Genomic DNA, 16040 nt, shown 5'->3' on the forward strand with positions numbered 1-16040 from the left:
TTGTCACCGGGCTCCTCCAGGGCCGCGCACACAGGAGGACCGGCCGCGGTGCGGCCGGCCCTCCCGGGCCTCGTACAACCGTGCTTACAGGTACTGGCCGGTGTTGGCGACGGTGTCGATGGAACGGCCGGAGTCGGCGCCCTTCTTCCCCGAGACCAGGGTGCGGATGTAGACGATCCGCTCGCCCTTCTTGCCGGAGATGCGCGCCCAGTCGTCCGGATTGGTGGTGTTGGGCAGGTCCTCGTTCTCACTGAACTCGTCGACGCAGGCCTGGAGCAGGTGGGAGACCCGCAGCCCCTTGGACTGGTTGTCGATGAAGTCCTTGATCGCCATCTTCTTGGCCCGGTCGACGATGTTCTCGATCATCGCGCCGGAGTTGAAGTCCTTGAAGTAGAGGACCTCCTTGTCACCGTCGGCGTAGGTGACCTCCAGGAAGCGGTTCTCCTCCTCCTCGGTGTACATGCGCTCGACGACCCGCTGGATCATCGCGTCGACGGTGGCCCGGCGCGATTCGCCGTGCTCGGCCAGGTCCTCGTCGTGCAACGGCAGGTTGTCGGTGATGTACTTGGCGAAGATGTCACCCGCGGCCTCGGCGTCGGGGCGCTCGATCTTGATCTTGACGTCGAGCCGGCCCGGCCGCAGGATCGCGGGGTCGATCATGTCCTCACGGTTGGAGGCGCCGATGACGATGACGTTCTCCAGACCCTCCACACCGTCGATCTCGCTGAGGAGCTGCGGGACGATGGTGTTCTCCACGTCGGAGGAGACACCGGAACCGCGGGTGCGGAAGATGGAGTCCATCTCGTCGAAGAAGACGATGACGGGGGTGCCCTCGCCTGCTTTCTCCCTGGCACGCTGGAAGACCAGGCGGATGTGGCGCTCGGTCTCACCGACGTACTTGTTGAGCAGCTCCGGCCCCTTGATGTTGAGGAAGAAGCTCTTGCCGACGTCGCGGCCGGTGCGCTCGGAGACCTGCTTGGCCAGGGAGTTGGCCACCGCCTTGGCGATGAGTGTCTTCCCGCAGCCGGGAGGACCGTAGAGCAGCACACCCTTGGGCGGGCGCAGCTGGTGCTCGTAGAAGAGGTCCTTGTGCAGGTAGGGCAGTTCGACCGCGTCGCGGATCATCTCGATCTGCCCGCCGAGGCCGCCGATGTCGGTGTAGGCGATGTCGGGGACCTCTTCGAGGATGAGCTCCTCGACCTCGGACTTGGGGATGCGCTCGTAGGCGTAACCGGAACGCGTCTCCAGCAGCAGGGAGTCGCCGGCGCGCAGGGGTTCCTCGCGCAGGGGCTCGGCGAGGCGGATGATGCGCTCGTCGTCGTGGTTGGAGATGACCAGCGCGCGCTCGCCGTCCTCGAGGAGTTCCTTGAGCATGACGACGTCGCCGACGGTCTCGAAGTCCTCGGCCTCAACGATGTTGAAGGCCTCGTTCAGCATGACCTCCTGGCCGGGGCGCAGGGATTCCACGTCGACCGAGGGGCTGACGCTGACCCGCATCTTGCGGCCGTTGGTGAAGATCTCGACGGTCTCGTCCTCGCGCGAACCGAGGTAGACACCGAAGCCCGACGGGGGCTGGGCGAGGCGGTCGACCTCCTCCTTGAGAGCGACGATCTGTTCGCGCGCCTCCTTGAGCGTGGAGACGAGTCGCTCGTTCTGGCTGTTGGCCGCGGCGAGGTCGGTCTGCGCCTCCCTCAGCCGTTCCTCCAGCAGGCGTACATGTCGGGGGGAATCGGCGAGCTTACGCCGAAGCACGCTGAGTTCTTTTTCCATGTAGGAGACCTGGGCCGTGAGTTCGGCGACTTCACGGTCCTGGTCGCTCTGGCGCTCGTCGTCGCGCTCGGCCACGTCCGCCACCTCCCTATGAGAAGGACGACTACTCGGGAGCCTACCTACCCCTGCCCCTTTCCTAACCTCCCAGGCTCGGCGAGTGTCGTAGCACTCATTTTCAGATCTTGCGTCGGCCCAGGTCAGACTGGTAGCCGATCACCCGACGTAATGAGAACGTAACCTCGACGCCTGTTCAAGGGCACCACCGCGTCAAGCTCGGATGCGCTTTCCCCGCACGTCAGAGCGCCCGTACCGGGAGGCGGGCACGCCAACGGCCCCGGGCGCGCCGCGGGCACGTCGGGGCCGTTGCCGAGGTGGCAGAGGGTTCCTGCGGGATGGCGGTGGCCGAAGAGCGGAACAGCGTCACGGGTGTGGTATCAGCATGCGGACACTCCCCGCCGCTGACCGTTAACGGCCACGGGCCTCAGGCGCGGTCGACGCCGCCCTCGGAGTCCTCACCCGCGGGCGCCGCGGTCCCGGGTGCGGCACTTTCCTCTGAGCCGCGCTCGGCGGCCCTGGCCTTCTCGTAGTCCTTGCCGTAGGCACCCTTGGCCGGGCGCCTGCGGCGGTCGGGTGCCTGCGCACCGTCGGCCAGGCGGCGGGCCACCACGAGAAAACCGGTGTGGCCGATCATGCGGTGGTCCGGGCGCACCGCGAGACCCTCCACGTGCCAGGTGCGCAGCATCGTCTCCCACGACCGCGGCTCGTAGAAACGCTCGTCCTCGCGCAGGTCCTCCACGACACGGGAGAGCTGGGTCGTGGTGGCGACGTAGCAGCAGACCAGGCCGCCGGGGCGCAGGGCCCGGGCGACGGCGTCGAGGTTCTCCCAAGGGGCGAGCATGTCCAGGAAGAACCGGTCGACGTCGGTGTCCTCCAAGGCCTCGCCCAGCTCGCCCACGGTCAGTTTCCAGGCCGGGTGCGGGCCCCCGTGGAAACGTTCCACGTTCTTGCGGGCGATCTCGGCGAAGTCGGCCCGGCGCTCGTAGGAGGAGACCGTGCCGTGCTCGCCGACCGCACGCAGCAGCCAGTTGGACATCGCCCCCGAACCGGCGCCTGCCTCCACCACGTGCGCGCCGGGGAAAATGTCTGCCTCGACCAGGACCTGCGCCGCGTCCTTGGGGTAGACGATGGTCGCGCCGCGCTTCATGGACAGGGTGTAGTCGATGAGCAGCGGCCGCAGCGCCACATAGGCGGTTCCGGTGTTGGACTGCACGACGCTGCCCTCGGGTTCGCCGATGAGATCGTCATGGGCGATGCGGCCCTTGTGCGAGTGGAAGGCGCCACCCTCGCGCAGGGTGATGGTGTGCATCCGGCCCTTCGGGTCGGTCAACTGCACGGTGTCGCCGTCGGTGAAGGGGCCGCGGCGGCCATGGATACCGGTCAACGTCGCTCTCGTCTTCCCGCGTCGGGTGTGGTCAAGGGCAGTCGCCCAGAGTATCGGCACGCCGGTACCGCACCGACCACACCGGTGACAGCCGCGACGAGCGATACGCACCGGGGGTGCGAAGGGTGCCGCCGCGAGGCAGGATCGGTGACCAGCGGGCGGTGGACACCGCACAGTACACGAGGACCACAGGAGACGACGGACCCATGTCAGAGCGCAGGCCCCGGTTGGGCATCGACATCGGCGGCAGCGGGATCAAGGGTGCGCCGGTGGATCCGGACACCGGCGCGTTCCTCGCCGAGCGGGTCAGGTACGCCACCCCGGCGCACTCCACTCCCCGGGCGGTGGCCGAGGTGGTCGGGGAGATCGCGGGGCATTTCCCCGAGGCGGCGGGCGGACCCGTGGGGATCACCTTCCCCGGTGTGGTGCAGAACGGCGTGGTGCGCACGGCCGCCAACGTCGACCGCTCGTGGGTGGACACCGACGCCGCGACCCTGTTCTCCCGGCTCCTGGAACGGCCGGTGCGCATGCTCAACGACGCCGACGCGGCCGCTCTGGCCGAGGCACACCACGGGGCCGCACGCACCACGTCCGGGGTCGTGCTGCTGACGACGCTGGGCACCGGCATCGGCACCGCGTTGGTCGTGGACGGGCGCTTGATCCCCAACACCGAGTTCGGTCACCTGGAGATCGACGGCCACGACGCCGAGACGCGGGCCTCCTCCGGAGCGAGGAACCGGGACGGGTTGAGCTACCGCGCCTGGGCCACCGAACGCCTCCAGCGCTACTACCGGATGATGGAGGACCTGCTGTGGCCGGACCTGATCGTGGTCGGCGGCGGGGTCAGCCGCAAGGCCTCCGAATTCTTGCCGTACTTGGAGCTGCGCACCCCCATCGTGCCCGCTCAGCTGCGCAACACCGCCGGGATCATCGGTGCCGTGCTCGCGGTCGGATGACGAGCGCGGGGAAAGGGGGCGCGCTCAGACAGCACCGCCGGACGCCGGAGCGCCCGCGATCCTCCCGGCGACGTGGGAGGTGCGGTGCGCCGGCGCCAACGGGATCCCCGACGGTGCCGGGGGGACACCGTCCTGGATCGGTCGGCGGATCCACCACCACAGGTCGCCCCGGTGGGGCCGCAGCAGGGCGCTGCTGTGACCGGCGGGGGCCCCGGGGACCACGACCAGGCCGCGCTCCCCGTCCTCGGTGGCCTCCACACCGCGAGAGCGCAGTTCGACGGCGAGCCCGCGCAGGGCGTGCCCGGCCGGGTCCGAGATCTGGGCACTCACGGAGGCCTCCCGCGGTGGTCGGTCCGGCCGTGCCGGACTGGGTGCTGTCGTTGTCGCGGCCGGCACACCGAACGGAACCGGCCTCACCACTTATTCTCTCGCACAGTGAGCACCCGAACACCCGGCTATGCGGATCATGCATCGGGATTTATTTTTTACTCATAGCCACCGAGGCCGCCCGGAATCCCTAATCTAAGCTCATGCCCCAACCAGACAGCGTTCTTCCGACGGACTTGTGGTCACGTCCCTCGATGGCGGCCGCCCTGGCCACCTGCGACATGGCCGCGGTCCTCGAGGGCGTGCGCACGGCACGCGGGTGGTCGCAGGGCGACCTGGCCCGCGCCGCCGGTTATTCCCAGAGCTGGGTCTCGCGTGTGATCAACGGCCAACAGTCGCTGACCGTCGACCAGATCCAGGACGTGGCCGGACGCCTGGGTGTTCCGTTGCATCTGCTGCGCTTCGGCGGCGCTCCCTCGGGGGAAGGCCCGGCCGTGTTCGGAGCGGGCGGGACGAAGGGGGTGGACCTCACGAGACGCCGTGATTTCGGTCGTGCCGTGGCCGCGGGCGCGCTCCTGACGGTCGGAGGGCCGTCGGGGGCCGAAGAGCAGAGCGCCGTGGACGAGTCGACCGCGCCGGCGTTGCGCACCATCACCAGTGGGCAGCGGCGGATGGACGCCTCGTCCTCCGCCCGGCACCTGTTGCCCGGTGCTGCCGCGCACGTGCATCTGTCCGAGCAAATGCTCGTGAACGCGCACGGGACACCGTTCCGCACGGACCTGAGCGCGGCCGCGAGCGAGGCCTCCGGGTTCGTCGCGTGGCTGCACGCCGACCAGGGGGCGACCGAGACGGCCCGCACGCATTACCGCAACGCCGTCGTCCGCGCACGACAGGCCCGCATACGCCTGTTGGACGTGTACATGCTCGGGTCACTGGCGGCCTTCGAGATCGAGGTGGCCCAGGACCCCGAGCTCGGGTTGGCGCTGGTGCACGAGGCCGAACACGTGCTCGGACGCAGTGCCCACCCGACCGCGCGGGCCTGGCTGTCGTGCACGGGAGCGCTGGCGTACGCGGGGGTGGGCGACCGGGCAGCGGCGGCACGGGCGGTCCGGCGCGCGGGCCAAGAGGTCGACCGCCCCGGCAACACCGATCCGCCCTGGCCATGGGTGTTCGCCTTCGACCACGCCAAGGTCGCCGGTACCCGGGCCAAGGTGGAGGTACGCCTGCACCGGCCCGAGGAGGCACGCAAGGCTTTCGAGGAGGCCCACGCCCGGCGCCCGGCCAGCGCGAAGCAGTCGGCCCTGCTGCAGGTGGAGCTTGCCTCGGCGCACGTGGACGCCGGTGAGGTCGAGGAGGCCTTCCGGTTGGTGGACGAGGCGCTCTCGACCGGGCTACGTTTCGATTCGCGCCGGCTGGTGGCCCGGGTGCGCTCGTTCCGGCGCGCCTACCACGGGCCGGGTGCACGCTGCGTGCGCGAGTTCGACCGGCGGATGCAAGCCCTCGTAAGGGGTACCGCCGCTGGGTAGAAGATCCGCAACCCCCGAGGAGATCATGTGATCCGTATCGGTATCACCGGTCACCGGCATCTGCCCCCCGACGTCGACGCGGCCGCGGCCGCGATGGTGCGTGAACACCTGGGACCGCACGGTTGCGAGATGGTGGGGCTCTCCTGCCTGGCCGACGGCCCCGACACCGCTTTCGCCGAGGCCGTGGTCGCAGCGGGTGCCCCCTTGGAGGTGATCGTCCCGGCCCGGGGGTACCGCGAAGCCCTTCCGCGGGAGCACCACCCCGTCTACGACCGGTTGTTCTCGCGTGCGGTACTCGTGCACGAGCTGGAGCACCGGGAATCGACCTCGGAAGCGCACATGAGCGCGGGGCGGTTGTTGGTGGAGCGCTGCGACCGGCTGGTGGCGGTCTGGGACGGCGAACCCGCGCGCGGCCCGGGCGGTACCGCGGACGTGGTCGCGCACGCGCGTGCGCTGTCGAGGCCGGTCAGTGTGCTCTGGCCCGAGGGCGCCCACCGCTGAGCACGGTGGGCCCGCTCGCTCAGGCGCGTCCGCCCATGGCGTCGTTGACGTCGCGCGCACGCAGCACGCCCAGGACGGTGCCTTCGGGGCCGGCCACCAAGTACTCGGACCTGGGGTGCGAGGTCAGGGCGGTGAGCAGCTCCTCGCCCTCCAGGTCGGCCCGGACCACGGAGTCCTCGGTCACGGCCCGGGCCAGGCTGGACACGGGCACCCAGGCGCGGCGGGCGGCGGTGATGGCCTCGGCGGCGGAGGGGTGCACGATCGACACGGGCACACCGGCGGAGTCCACGGCCACGATCGCCTCGGCGCTCTCCTGCTCGGCACGGCGTTCTGCCTCGGCCAGGGGTGTCTCGGTCTGTACCAGCACGGCGGGCCGGGCCAGGGCTCTGGCCCGCAGGCCCGGGACGCGGGCGCGCACGCGGGCGGCGCGCAGGGACTCACCGGCGCCCATCCACATGAAACCGCCCAGGACCAGCCCCCAGACGAGGGCCCACGGGCTCGGCGATCCCCCGGCCGACCAAGCTGCGAGCAGCGGCAGGGCGACCACGAACAGGGCCAGGATCCGCCCGCCCCAGGCGGCGGCCACGCTCCCGGTGAAGGGGCGCCCGGTCAGTTTCCACACGCCGGCGCGCAGCAGCCGGCCGCCGTCCAGCGGCAGCCCGGGCAGGAGGTTGAACGCCCCCACGAGCATGTTGGCCAGCCACAGTTGGAAGAGCAGTTCACCGGTCACGCTGAAGGGATCGGTGAGCAGTGACAGGCCGAAGAAACCGACCGCCAGCAGCAGGGACAGGGCCGGGCCGGCGAAGGCGATCCAGAACTCACGCCCGGGGGTGGGCGCCTCGCGTTCGATCTCGGAGACCCCGCCCAGAACGTAGAGCACGATGCGCCGCACGGGGAGCCCGTAGGCGCGGGCCACGACCGAGTGGGCGAGCTCGTGCACCAGGACCGAGACGTACAGCAGGACCGAGAAGACGAACGCGAGCACGTAGGAACCGGCCCCCAGGAAGAGGCGGCCCTCCACGAGCTGGCCGTAGACCAGGGTGATGAGGACGGCCACGATGAGCCAGGAGGCGGTCACGTGTACCGGGATGCCGAAGGGCCGGAAGAGGACCACACCGGGACCGCCCCGGGCCGCCGAGGACCTCGCGCTCATCGCCGCTCCCCCGCGTCGTCGGTGACCGCTCGCACTGTGTGTTCCCCCCGCCGCCGTGGTTCTCGGGTTCCAGGGTATGAGGCCCCCGGTGCGGCCCCGCACGGCTCGCCCCGCTCCGGGCCCGGCCTAGGCTGGAACCATGACGACCGTGCCGCTGCCGAGCGCCCTGTCTCCCTCGCGCGCCTCCGACTTCCTGCAGTGCCCGCTGCTGTTCCGGTTCCGCACCATCGACCGGCTGCCCGAGTCGCCGAGCCCTGCGGCGCTGCGGGGCACTCTGGTGCACGCGTGCCTGGAGCGCCTGTACGAACTGCCGGCCGAGAGCCGGACCCCGCGCACGGCGGTGGGACTGGTGGACCCGCAATGGAAGAAGCTGCGCGAGTCCGATCCCGAGGTGGAGGCGCTCTTCGAGGGCGAGCAGGAGCTCGAGGAGTGGCTGGAGTCGGCGCGGGCGCTGGTGCGGCGCTACTTCGAGCTGGAGAACCCGGGTTCCCTGGAGCCGCGCGAGAAGGAGATGCGGCTGCAGGTGTCGTTGCCCACAGGGTTGCGGCTGCGCGGTTACGTCGACCGGCTCGACGTGGCCCCCGGTGGGCAGATCCGGGTGGTGGACTACAAGACCGGTAAGTCGCCGCACCCGCGGTTCGAGGACAAGGCCAAGTTCCAGATCTTCTTCTACGCGGTCATGATCTGGCGTGACCTGGGTGTGGTGCCGAGCCGGCTGCAGCTGGTCTACCTGGGCGGGAACGGCGCCGTGCGCTGGTACGACCCCACCGAGGAGGAGTTGCGCGCGGCGGAGGCGGAGATCTCCGACATCTGGGCGCGCATCGAGGAGGCCGGGCGCACCGGCCAGTGGTCGCCCAAGCCCAGCAAGTTGTGCGGCTGGTGCGAGCACCAGGCTCTGTGCCCGGAGTTCGGTGGCACCCCTCCCCCCTTGCCCACGGCCTGAGCGGGCCGGGCAGGGCTGATACGGCACTATGCACCGGTCCAGGGGCGAATCGGTCCCGGCGGAGCCCGTGATGCGGCACAATCGCCGTGTGTCCGTCTCTGTTCTGTTGGTCGATGACCAACCCCTCGTGCGCGCCGGTCTGCGGATGATCCTGGAGTCGGCGCCCGACATGACCGTGGTGGGTGAGGCCTCCGGCCCCCGTGAGGCTTCGAGGGAGGCCCGTTCCCTGATACCGGACGTGGTGCTCATGGACCTCATGGGCGGGCCTGCCGGGGCCCGGGCGATCCGCGGGGTCCTCGAAGGGGTGCGGCCGCTCGGACACAGTGTTGGGGTCCTGGTGCTGGGTTCGCACGCGTTGGAGGAGCATCTGCACGGTGCGTTGCGCGCGGGTGCGATCGGCTTCCTGTTCAAGGACGCCCCTCCGGAGGACCTGGTGTGGGCCGTACGTGTGGTGGCCGGGGGCGGGGCCGTACTGCCGCCTCTGCTCCTGCACCGTCTGTTGGACGAGTTCGTCCCCCTGCTGCCCTCGAACCAGCCGCAGGGGCCCGCCCCGCGGGACCCGTTGAGCGGGCGCGAGCGGGAGGTGTTGCGTCTGCTGGCGCGGGGGTGGTCCAACGCCGAGATCGCCGCGCACTTGTTCGTGGGTTCGACCACGGTCAAGTCGCACGTGGGCAGCATCCTGACCAAACTGGGGCTGCGCGACCGCGTGCAGGCGGTCATCCATGCCTACGAGACGGGGCTCGTACGCCCTGGTGAGGGACACGCCGACCATCGGTCGCCTTGACCCGGCCTTGAAGGGCCGGGCTCGGAGGTGGCGCCCGAGCGGCTTCCGGGTGGACTCCTCCGTCCGACCACCCCTGAGCACGGGATGGCAGGGACCTATGGCCCGCGCCCCGCGTTCCACACTCTCGCCGCGGGTGGCGAGGTCGTGGGAAGCGTTCCGCTCGGCGTGGTCGGGGAATACATTGCAAGCCTCGAGAAGCGTTTTCTCCCGGGCCTGAAGTCCACGCCCGGGGTTCCTCGCTAGACTCGGCTGAACACATGGCGAGTCGCTGTCGGGGCCCACGGACCTCGGCAGGACGGACCCGTGATCGAACTCACCCGCGCCTGCCCCCGCGGTCGGCGAACCCGTGCCGTACTTGTGGCGTCCCCTCAGGGGCTGTGAAGATCGCTCTGACCACCGCGGGGGTACAGGCGAGGAGGGAACGGAGAAGACGGGCATGCCGAACAGGCGTGGCAGGCCGCTGCCGCCGAGTGAGGACCGCTTGCTCAGCAGGATGCGGGACTGGCGGGCGGCGCACGAGAGCGAACTGTCGCCGGACGGGTTGGACGAGACCCCCGACCTGCCCGACGCACGGGTGATCAGCCTCGTGTTGCGGGTGGGCGAGCTCATGCTGGCCAGCGGTGAGAGCACCGAGGCCGTCAGCGAGGCGATGCTCAGCCTGTCGGTGGCCTTCGAACTGCCCAGTTCGGAGGTCTCGGTCACCTTCACCAACATCTCCCTGTCCACACACCCGGGCGGGGACCAGCCACCGATCACCGGTGAGCGGGTGGTGCGTCGGCGCACCCTGGACTACTTCCGCGTCAACGAACTGCACACGCTGGTGGAGCAGTCGGCCCTGGGGCTGCTGGAGGTGGAGGACGCCACCGCGCGGCTCAAGCAGATCCAGCGTGCACGTATGCCTTACCCCAACTGGGGCATCGTGGTCGGGTTCGGGCTCATCGCCACCAGCGCCAGTGTGATGATGGGAGGCGGGCTGATCGTCGCGGCGGTGGCCTTCATGGCCGCGGTGCTGGGCGACCGCACTTCGGTAGTCATGGCCAGGCGCGGGGTGGCGGAGTTCTACCAGATGGTCGGTGCGGCCGTGGTGGCCGCCACGATCGGTATCGGGCTGCTGTGGGTGAGTATCGAACTGGATCTGGGGCTCCAGGCCGGGGCGATCATCACCGGTAACATCATGGCGCTCCTGCCGGGCCGCCCGCTGGTGGCCAGTCTCCAGGACGGGGTCAGCGGCAGTTACGTCTCCGCGACCGCACGCCTGCTGGAAACCTTCTTCACCCTGGGCGCGATCGTCTCCGGCGTGGGTGCGGTGGCCTACATCGCGGCGCGGCTGGGGCTGGGCGTGAACCTGGACGAGCTGCCCACGGCCGGCACGTCGATGGATCCCTGGGTGCTGGTGGGCGCCGCGGGCATCGCGATGACCTTCGCGATCTCGCTGGCGGTGCCGCCCCGGATGCTGCCCGCGATCGGGATCATGGGTGTGATGATCTGGGTGATCTACGCGGGTATGCGTTCGATCTTCGATGTGCCGCAGCTGATGGGCACGGTCGCCGGGGCCGTGGCGGTGGGTGTGGTCGGGCACTGGTTGGCGCGGCGCACCAGGCGGCCGGTCCTGCCGTACCTGATCCCCTCCATCGCCCCGTTGCTGCCCGGGAGCATCCTGTACCGGGGGCTGATCGAGATCACGCAGGGCACCATGGTCGCCGGACTGCTGAGCCTGGTGGAGGCGGTCGCCGTGGGCCTGGCCCTGGGTGCGGGCGTCAACCTCGGTGGTGAACTCATGCGGGCCTTCCAGCGTGGCGGTCTGGCCGGTGCGGGCATGCGCAGCCGTCCGGCGGCCCGCCGGACGCGCGGCGGCCACTGAGGCCCCACACGTCTTCGGAGCGGGTGCGAAGCGGCGTGTTCTCTCTGTCCGCATCGGGCCAGAACCAGGCCGTGACCTGCACCGTCTCACCGGGTGAGAGCGAACGACAGCCATGGTGCCGCTGCATTCGATCCCAAACCCGCCCAAGCCTGTGATGTGAACCACTACTCTTGGCGTCAGCTCGAAGAAGAGCACCTGACCGAAAGGCGTTCCCATGTGCAGCCACGAACCTGCCTGTCCCTCTTTCGAGGACGTCGACCGCGAGGCCGCTCGGGTCGTCGTCAGCCGCCCGGAGCAGGGCTGGAGCCTGCTCTGCAACGGTGTCGTCCAGTTCGACGACACCGGGGAGCTGCTGCCGGACGGGGCCGTGGTGGCCCCCCACCGCCCCCGCGTCGCGGCCTGAGGGAGGAGACCGCCGGACACCCCGCCCCGGGATGTCCGGCATCTGCCGTACCGCTGCCCGGGGTCAGGCCCGGTCGGGCCAGCCCTCGGGCAGCACGTCCTGGCCGCCCATCGCCTCCGTGAGCCTGCGCCGGAAGTCGGCGTGCACGTCCTGCCCCCACACCAGGTCGCTGGGGGCGCGCAGTGCCCCCTCCATCGCCTCGCGCAACGTGGCGGGACGTACCTCTCCTTCGGCCACCGGGACCCCGATGGTGTTGTGCATCTGGGTCAGGACGGCGAAGAGTTCTCCTGCCAAGGCAGGGGCGCTGTCGGTGGCCACGGCCTCCTCCAGATAGGGCTCCCACCAGGGCTTGCCGGTGCCCTCCTCCTGTTCCTCCTCCGGGATCGCGAACCCCCGGCGCAAGCGGTGCCGTACGTGGTCGACGGTCTCGGCGTCACGATTGTCCAGACCCACCCGCCAGGCCCGGGCGGAGGCCTCGGGGTCGCCGCGCAGCGCCAGCAGACCGGCCAGGAGTTCCACCGCAGCACCCGAGGTGTCTGCCCCGGGCCGCGGCACGTCCGGGTCCGTGGTGTCGGCCGCGTCGACGATCGCGCCCGTGTCCGCGATGGCGTGTTCCAGGTGGGCGGCGGCCCGCAGCAGGCGCAGTGCGGGGTCGTCGGCCAGGGAGAGCCCGCGTTCGACCGCTGCGGCCGCGGCCCCCGGCAGTCCGCGTTCCAGCAGCCGTCCGGCCAGATCCCGGGCGGCCTCGACCACGGTGTCGGCCTGCAGACGGCTGATGGGGGCGGAGACGGCAGGCAGGGTCAGCACCGCCTCCCAGTGTTCCTCGGCCCTGTCGTGCTCTCCTCTGCCCTCCGCCTCACGCGCCAGCCCGTAGTGCGCGACGGCGGTGTGGGCGGGGCCGCCGATCTCCAGCAGACTGCGCCAGGCGCGTTCGGCCTCGGTGTGGTGGCCCTCCAGTTCCAGGGACAGGGCCAGATGGTGGGCGGCGCGCGGGGCGAAACGGTCGTCACCGGTGGAGACCGCGCGGCGTGCGGCCTCGCGTGCGGCGGCCAGGTCGCCGCGCTGGTCCTGGACCACGGCCAGCCCCAGCAGGGACCGGGCCTGCACGCGGGGGCGGGGGTCGGCGGCCACGGCGCGCTCGTAGAGTTCGGCGGCGCGTTTGAGGTGCCCGTTCTCGGCCAGGTCCTGGGCCTGGTCGCACAGGTCCGCTGCGTCCTCGGTGCCCGGTGCGGGGCTGTCGGCGGGGTGGTCCTCCGGGTCGGAGGCCTCGGGCGGCTCGGGGGCGCCGGAACGCGCGTGTGATCCGGGCGTGGTGGTCATTCCTACCGCTTTCGATGGGGGCTCGTCGGGAGCGCGGGTGTGGGGCCCACTGTAACGCGGGCGCCCCCGGCGTCCGCGGACACACGACGGGGGCCGCCCGGGTGGGCGGCCCCCTGTGGTTCGGGCCGGTGCTGCGTCAACCGGTCAGGGCCTAGATCTCGAAGGCCTCGGGCGGCGGGCAGGAGCAGACCAGGTTGCGGTCGCCGTAGGCCTGGTCGATGCGGCCCACCGGCGGCCAGTACTTGTCCTGGCGCAGGGACGGCAGCGGGTAGGCGGCCTCGGCACGGCTGTAACCGTGCTCCCAGGTCTCGGCGGTGAGCATCTCCGCGGTGTGCGGGGCGTTGACCAGCGGGTTGTCCTCACGGTCCCACTCGTCCGAAGCGACCTTGTCGATCTCGTGGCGGATCTCGACCATCGCCTGCACGAAACGCTCGAGCTCGGCGAGGTCCTCACTCTCGGTGGGCTCGACCATGAGCGTGCCGTTGACCGGGAAGGACATGGTCGGCGCGTGGAAGCCGTAGTCCATCAGGCGCTTGGACACGTCCTCGTTGCTGATGCCGGTGGCCTTCTGCAACGGGCGCAGGTCGATGATGCACTCGTGCGCGACCAGGCCGCCGGCCCCGGTGTAGAGGACCGGGAAGTAGGGCTCCAGGCGCTTGGCCAGGTAGTTGGCGGACAGCACCGCGATCTCGGTGGCCGAGCGCAGGCCCTCCTCCCCCATCATCCGCACGTAGGCCCAGGAGATCGGCAGGATCCCGGCCGAACCGAACGGGGCGCCCGAGACCGGGCCGACCCCGGTGTGCGGGCCGGCGTCGGGCTGGCCGGGGTGGTTGGGCAGGAACCCGGCCAGGTGGGAGCGGACCGCGACCGGGCCCACCCCGGGGCCGCCGCCCCCGTGCGGGATGCAGAAGGTCTTGTGCAGGTTGAGGTGGCTGACGTCGGCGCCGAACTCGCCGGGCTTGGCCCAGCCCAGGAGGGCGTTGAAGTTGGCGCCGTCGATGTAGACCTGACCGCCGGCCTCGTGGACCATGCGGCACACCTCGGTGATGGTGCCCTCGAACACCCCGTGCGTGGACGGGTAGGTGACCATGATCGCGGCGAGGTCGTCGGCGTGTTCGGTGGTCTTGGCCGCGAGGTCGTCCAGGTCGACGTTGCCGCCGTCGTCGCAGGCGACCACGGACACGCGCATACCGGCCATGACGGCGCTGGCGGCGTTGGTGCCGTGCGCGGAACTGGGGATCAGGCACACGTCGCGGTGGGCCTGGTCCCGGGAGCGGTGGTATCCGCGGATGGCCAGGAGCCCGGCCAGCTCGCCCTGGGAACCGGCGTTGGGCTGCAGGGAGACCGCGTCGTAGCCGGTGACCTCCGCCAGCCAGGCCTCCAGGTCGCGGACGATCTGGACGCTGCCGTCGGCCTGGTCGAGCGGGGCGAAGGGGTGCAGCGACCCGAACTCGGGCCAGGTGATCGGCTCCATCTCCGTGGTGGAGTTGAGCTTCATGGTGCACGAACCCAGCGGGATCATCGTGCGGTCCAGTGCCAGGTCCCGGTCGGAGAGGCGGCGCATGTACCGCAGGAGCGCCGTCTCGCTGCGGTGGGTGTTGAAGACCGGATGGGTCAGGTAGTCCACGCCCCGGGCCAGGGGGTCGGGGACGCGGTCGGCGCTCTCGTCCACGACCGGGGCGGCCTTGGCGGCGGCGCGGTCGGCCTCGCCGAAGGCAGCCACGACCTGTTCGAGGTCGGCGGCCGTGGTGGTCTCGTCGATACTGATACCGACGGTGCGGTCGTCGGCGGCCAAGAGGTTGTAGCCGCGCTCCAGAGCCGACTCCACGACCTGGACCGAGCTGGGCACGCGCACGCGCAGGGTATCGAAGAAGGCCTCGTGCACGACCTCGAAACCGCGGTCCGTGAGGGCGTCGGCCAGCGCGGCGGCGTGGGTGTGGACCTGGCGGGCGATGGCGCGCAGGCCATCGGGGCCGTGGTGGACCGCATACATGCCGGCCATGACGGCCAGCAGCACCTGGGCGGTGCAGATGTTGCTGGTGGCCTTCTCCCTGCGGATGTGCTGCTCGCGGGTCTGCAGGGCCAGGCGGTAAGCGGGGCGACCGCTGTTGTCGACGGACACACCCACGAGGCGGCCCGGGAGCTGGCGTCGCAGCTTCTCCCCGACGGACATGTAGCCGGCGTGGGGTCCACCGAAGCCGAGCGGGACACCGAAACGCTGGGTGGAGCCGACCGCGATGTCCGCGCCGAGGTCGCCGGGGCTGCGCAGGAGCGTCAGGGCGAGGATGTCGGCCGCCACGACGGCCAGGGCTCCGCGCTCGTGCGCTGCAGCGATGATCTCGGAGGGATCGCGTACCGCACCGGAGGAGGCCGGGTACTGCACCAGTACACCGAAGGCCTCACCGTCGGGCAGACCCTTGGAGAGGTCGGCGACCACGACCTCGATGCCGAGGGGTTCGGCCCGGGTGCGCAGGACCTGCAGGGTCTGGGGAAAGAGGTCGGAGTCCACGACGAAGACGTTGCTCTTGACCTTGGTGGCGCGGCGGGCCAGCGTCATGGCCTCGGCCGCGGCGGTGGACTCGTCGAGCAGGGAGGCGCCCGTGACCGGCAACCCGGTCAGGTCCGAGACCGCGGTCTGGAAGTTCAGCAACGCTTCGAGGCGGCCCTGGGAGATCTCGGGCTGGTAAGGGGTGTAGGCGGTGTACCAGGCCGGATTCTCCAGGATGTTGCGCAGGATGACCGGCGGGACGTGGGTGCCGTAGTAGCCGCGCCCGATCAGCGAGGTCGTGACCTGGTTGCGTTCGGCAAGGCCACGCAGCTCAGTGAGGGCTTCGGCCTCTCCGGCCGGTTCGGGAAGGTCCAGTGGAGCCTGACGCCCGGGACCGGTGAGGATGGACTCGGGGACGGCTGCGGCCATCAGCTCGGCGGTGGAACCGTGGCCGACCGTCTTGAGCATCTCCTCGGTCTCGGCCGGGTCGGGGCCGATGTGCCGGTCGGCGAACACCCTCGCGGGGGTGCCATGGACGTGGGGCGGCTGTTCTGGCACGGAGACCTC

Annotated in this window: 13 protein-coding genes; 7 read left to right on the forward strand and 6 right to left on the reverse strand. The window is 70.7% G+C overall.

From position 1 onward, the window contains the following. Nucleotides 1-84 precede the first annotated feature (84 nt). A complete protein-coding gene (gene arc / locus D473_RS0107555; protein ID WP_017608474.1) occupies nucleotides 85-1854 on the reverse strand; it encodes a proteasome ATPase in 1770 nt (589 codons plus the stop codon). A 397-nt stretch (nucleotides 1855-2251) separates the two neighbouring features. After that, nucleotides 2252-3211, reverse strand: coding sequence for a tRNA (adenine-N1)-methyltransferase (locus tag D473_RS0107560; RefSeq protein ID WP_017608475.1), 960 nt, complete (start codon nucleotides 3209-3211; stop codon nucleotides 2252-2254). 206 nt (nucleotides 3212-3417) lie between these two features. On the opposite strand from D473_RS0107560, the gene ppgK reads away from it, so the two are divergent. Beyond that, on the forward strand, nucleotides 3418-4167 hold the full coding sequence (gene ppgK, locus D473_RS0107565; RefSeq protein WP_026126703.1) for a polyphosphate--glucose phosphotransferase: 750 nt from the start codon (nucleotides 3418-3420) through the stop codon (nucleotides 4165-4167). A gap of 24 nt (nucleotides 4168-4191) precedes the next feature. On the opposite strand, the gene D473_RS0107570 is transcribed toward ppgK, so the two are convergent. Next, complete coding sequence (locus D473_RS0107570) at nucleotides 4192-4497, reverse strand: hypothetical protein (RefSeq protein WP_017608477.1); 306 nt, start codon at nucleotides 4495-4497, stop codon at nucleotides 4192-4194. Between the two features lie 251 nt (nucleotides 4498-4748). Here D473_RS0107570 and D473_RS0107575 point away from each other — a divergent pair, with 251 nt between their 5' ends. Then, complete coding sequence (locus D473_RS0107575; protein ID WP_017608478.1) at nucleotides 4749-6020, forward strand: helix-turn-helix domain-containing protein; 1272 nt, start codon at nucleotides 4749-4751, stop codon at nucleotides 6018-6020. A 27-nt stretch (nucleotides 6021-6047) separates the two neighbouring features. Continuing rightward, a complete protein-coding gene (locus tag D473_RS0107580) occupies nucleotides 6048-6521 on the forward strand; it encodes a hypothetical protein (RefSeq protein ID WP_017608479.1) in 474 nt (157 codons plus the stop codon). A gap of 19 nt (nucleotides 6522-6540) precedes the next feature. Here D473_RS0107580 and D473_RS0107585 read toward each other — a convergent pair whose 3' ends face one another. Beyond that, nucleotides 6541-7674 carry a site-2 protease family protein gene (locus tag D473_RS0107585; RefSeq protein ID WP_017608480.1) on the reverse strand — a complete coding sequence of 378 codons (1134 nt, stop codon included), beginning with the start codon at nucleotides 7672-7674 and terminating at the stop codon, nucleotides 6541-6543. Nucleotides 7675-7813: 139 nt separating this feature from the next. On the opposite strand from D473_RS0107585, the gene D473_RS0107590 reads away from it, so the two are divergent. The 4 genes from D473_RS0107590 to D473_RS0107605 all read left to right on the forward strand — a co-directional run bounded on the left by D473_RS0107590 (nucleotide 7814) and on the right by D473_RS0107605 (nucleotide 11665). Further along, the gene (locus tag D473_RS0107590; RefSeq protein WP_017608481.1) at nucleotides 7814-8617 is read left to right on the forward strand and encodes a RecB family exonuclease; all 804 of its coding nucleotides are present in this window, start codon (nucleotides 7814-7816) and stop codon (nucleotides 8615-8617) included. A gap of 88 nt (nucleotides 8618-8705) precedes the next feature. Beyond that, nucleotides 8706-9401: a LuxR C-terminal-related transcriptional regulator gene (locus D473_RS0107595; RefSeq protein ID WP_026126704.1), complete on the forward strand. Its 696-nt coding sequence runs from the start codon at nucleotides 8706-8708 to the stop codon at nucleotides 9399-9401. A gap of 493 nt (nucleotides 9402-9894) precedes the next feature. Beyond that, nucleotides 9895-11262, forward strand: a complete 1368-nt coding sequence (locus D473_RS0107600) for a threonine/serine exporter family protein (RefSeq protein ID WP_017608483.1) — start codon at nucleotides 9895-9897, stop codon at nucleotides 11260-11262. A 214-nt stretch (nucleotides 11263-11476) separates the two neighbouring features. Beyond that, entirely contained in the window at nucleotides 11477-11665 is a 189-nt protein-coding gene (locus D473_RS0107605; RefSeq protein ID WP_017608484.1) for a DUF5999 family protein, read from the forward strand. A 63-nt stretch (nucleotides 11666-11728) separates the two neighbouring features. Here D473_RS0107605 and D473_RS0107610 read toward each other — a convergent pair whose 3' ends face one another. Further along, a complete protein-coding gene (locus D473_RS0107610; RefSeq protein ID WP_017608485.1) occupies nucleotides 11729-12985 on the reverse strand; it encodes a tetratricopeptide repeat protein in 1257 nt (418 codons plus the stop codon). A 151-nt stretch (nucleotides 12986-13136) separates the two neighbouring features. Next, complete coding sequence (gene gcvP, locus D473_RS0107615) at nucleotides 13137-16031, reverse strand: aminomethyl-transferring glycine dehydrogenase (protein WP_026126706.1); 2895 nt, start codon at nucleotides 16029-16031, stop codon at nucleotides 13137-13139. Nucleotides 16032-16040: the final 9 nt, after the last annotated feature.

It is taken from the genome of Nocardiopsis xinjiangensis YIM 90004, from assembly GCF_000341145.1.
In the GTDB taxonomy this organism is placed as follows: Bacteria; Actinomycetota; Actinomycetes; order Streptosporangiales; family Streptosporangiaceae; genus Nocardiopsis; species Nocardiopsis xinjiangensis.

Excerpts from the sequence above, each read along its gene's own strand:
- ppgK (WP_026126703.1), top strand. The coding sequence starts at position 3,418 with ATGTCAGAGCGCAGGCCCCGGTTGGGCATCGACATCGGCGGCAGCGGG.
- D473_RS0107575 (WP_017608478.1), top strand. The coding sequence starts at position 4,749 with ATGGCGGCCGCCCTGGCCACCTGCGACATGGCCGCGGTCCTCGAGGGC.
- D473_RS0107585 (WP_017608480.1), bottom strand. The coding sequence starts at position 7,674 with ATGAGCGCGAGGTCCTCGGCGGCCCGGGGCGGTCCCGGTGTGGTCCTC.
- D473_RS0107590 (WP_017608481.1), top strand. The coding sequence starts at position 7,814 with ATGACGACCGTGCCGCTGCCGAGCGCCCTGTCTCCCTCGCGCGCCTCC.
- D473_RS0107600 (WP_017608483.1), top strand. The coding sequence starts at position 9,895 with ATGCGGGACTGGCGGGCGGCGCACGAGAGCGAACTGTCGCCGGACGGG.
- D473_RS0107605 (WP_017608484.1), top strand. The coding sequence starts at position 11,477 with ATGTGCAGCCACGAACCTGCCTGTCCCTCTTTCGAGGACGTCGACCGC.
- D473_RS0107610 (WP_017608485.1), bottom strand. The coding sequence starts at position 12,985 with ATGACCACCACGCCCGGATCACACGCGCGTTCCGGCGCCCCCGAGCCG.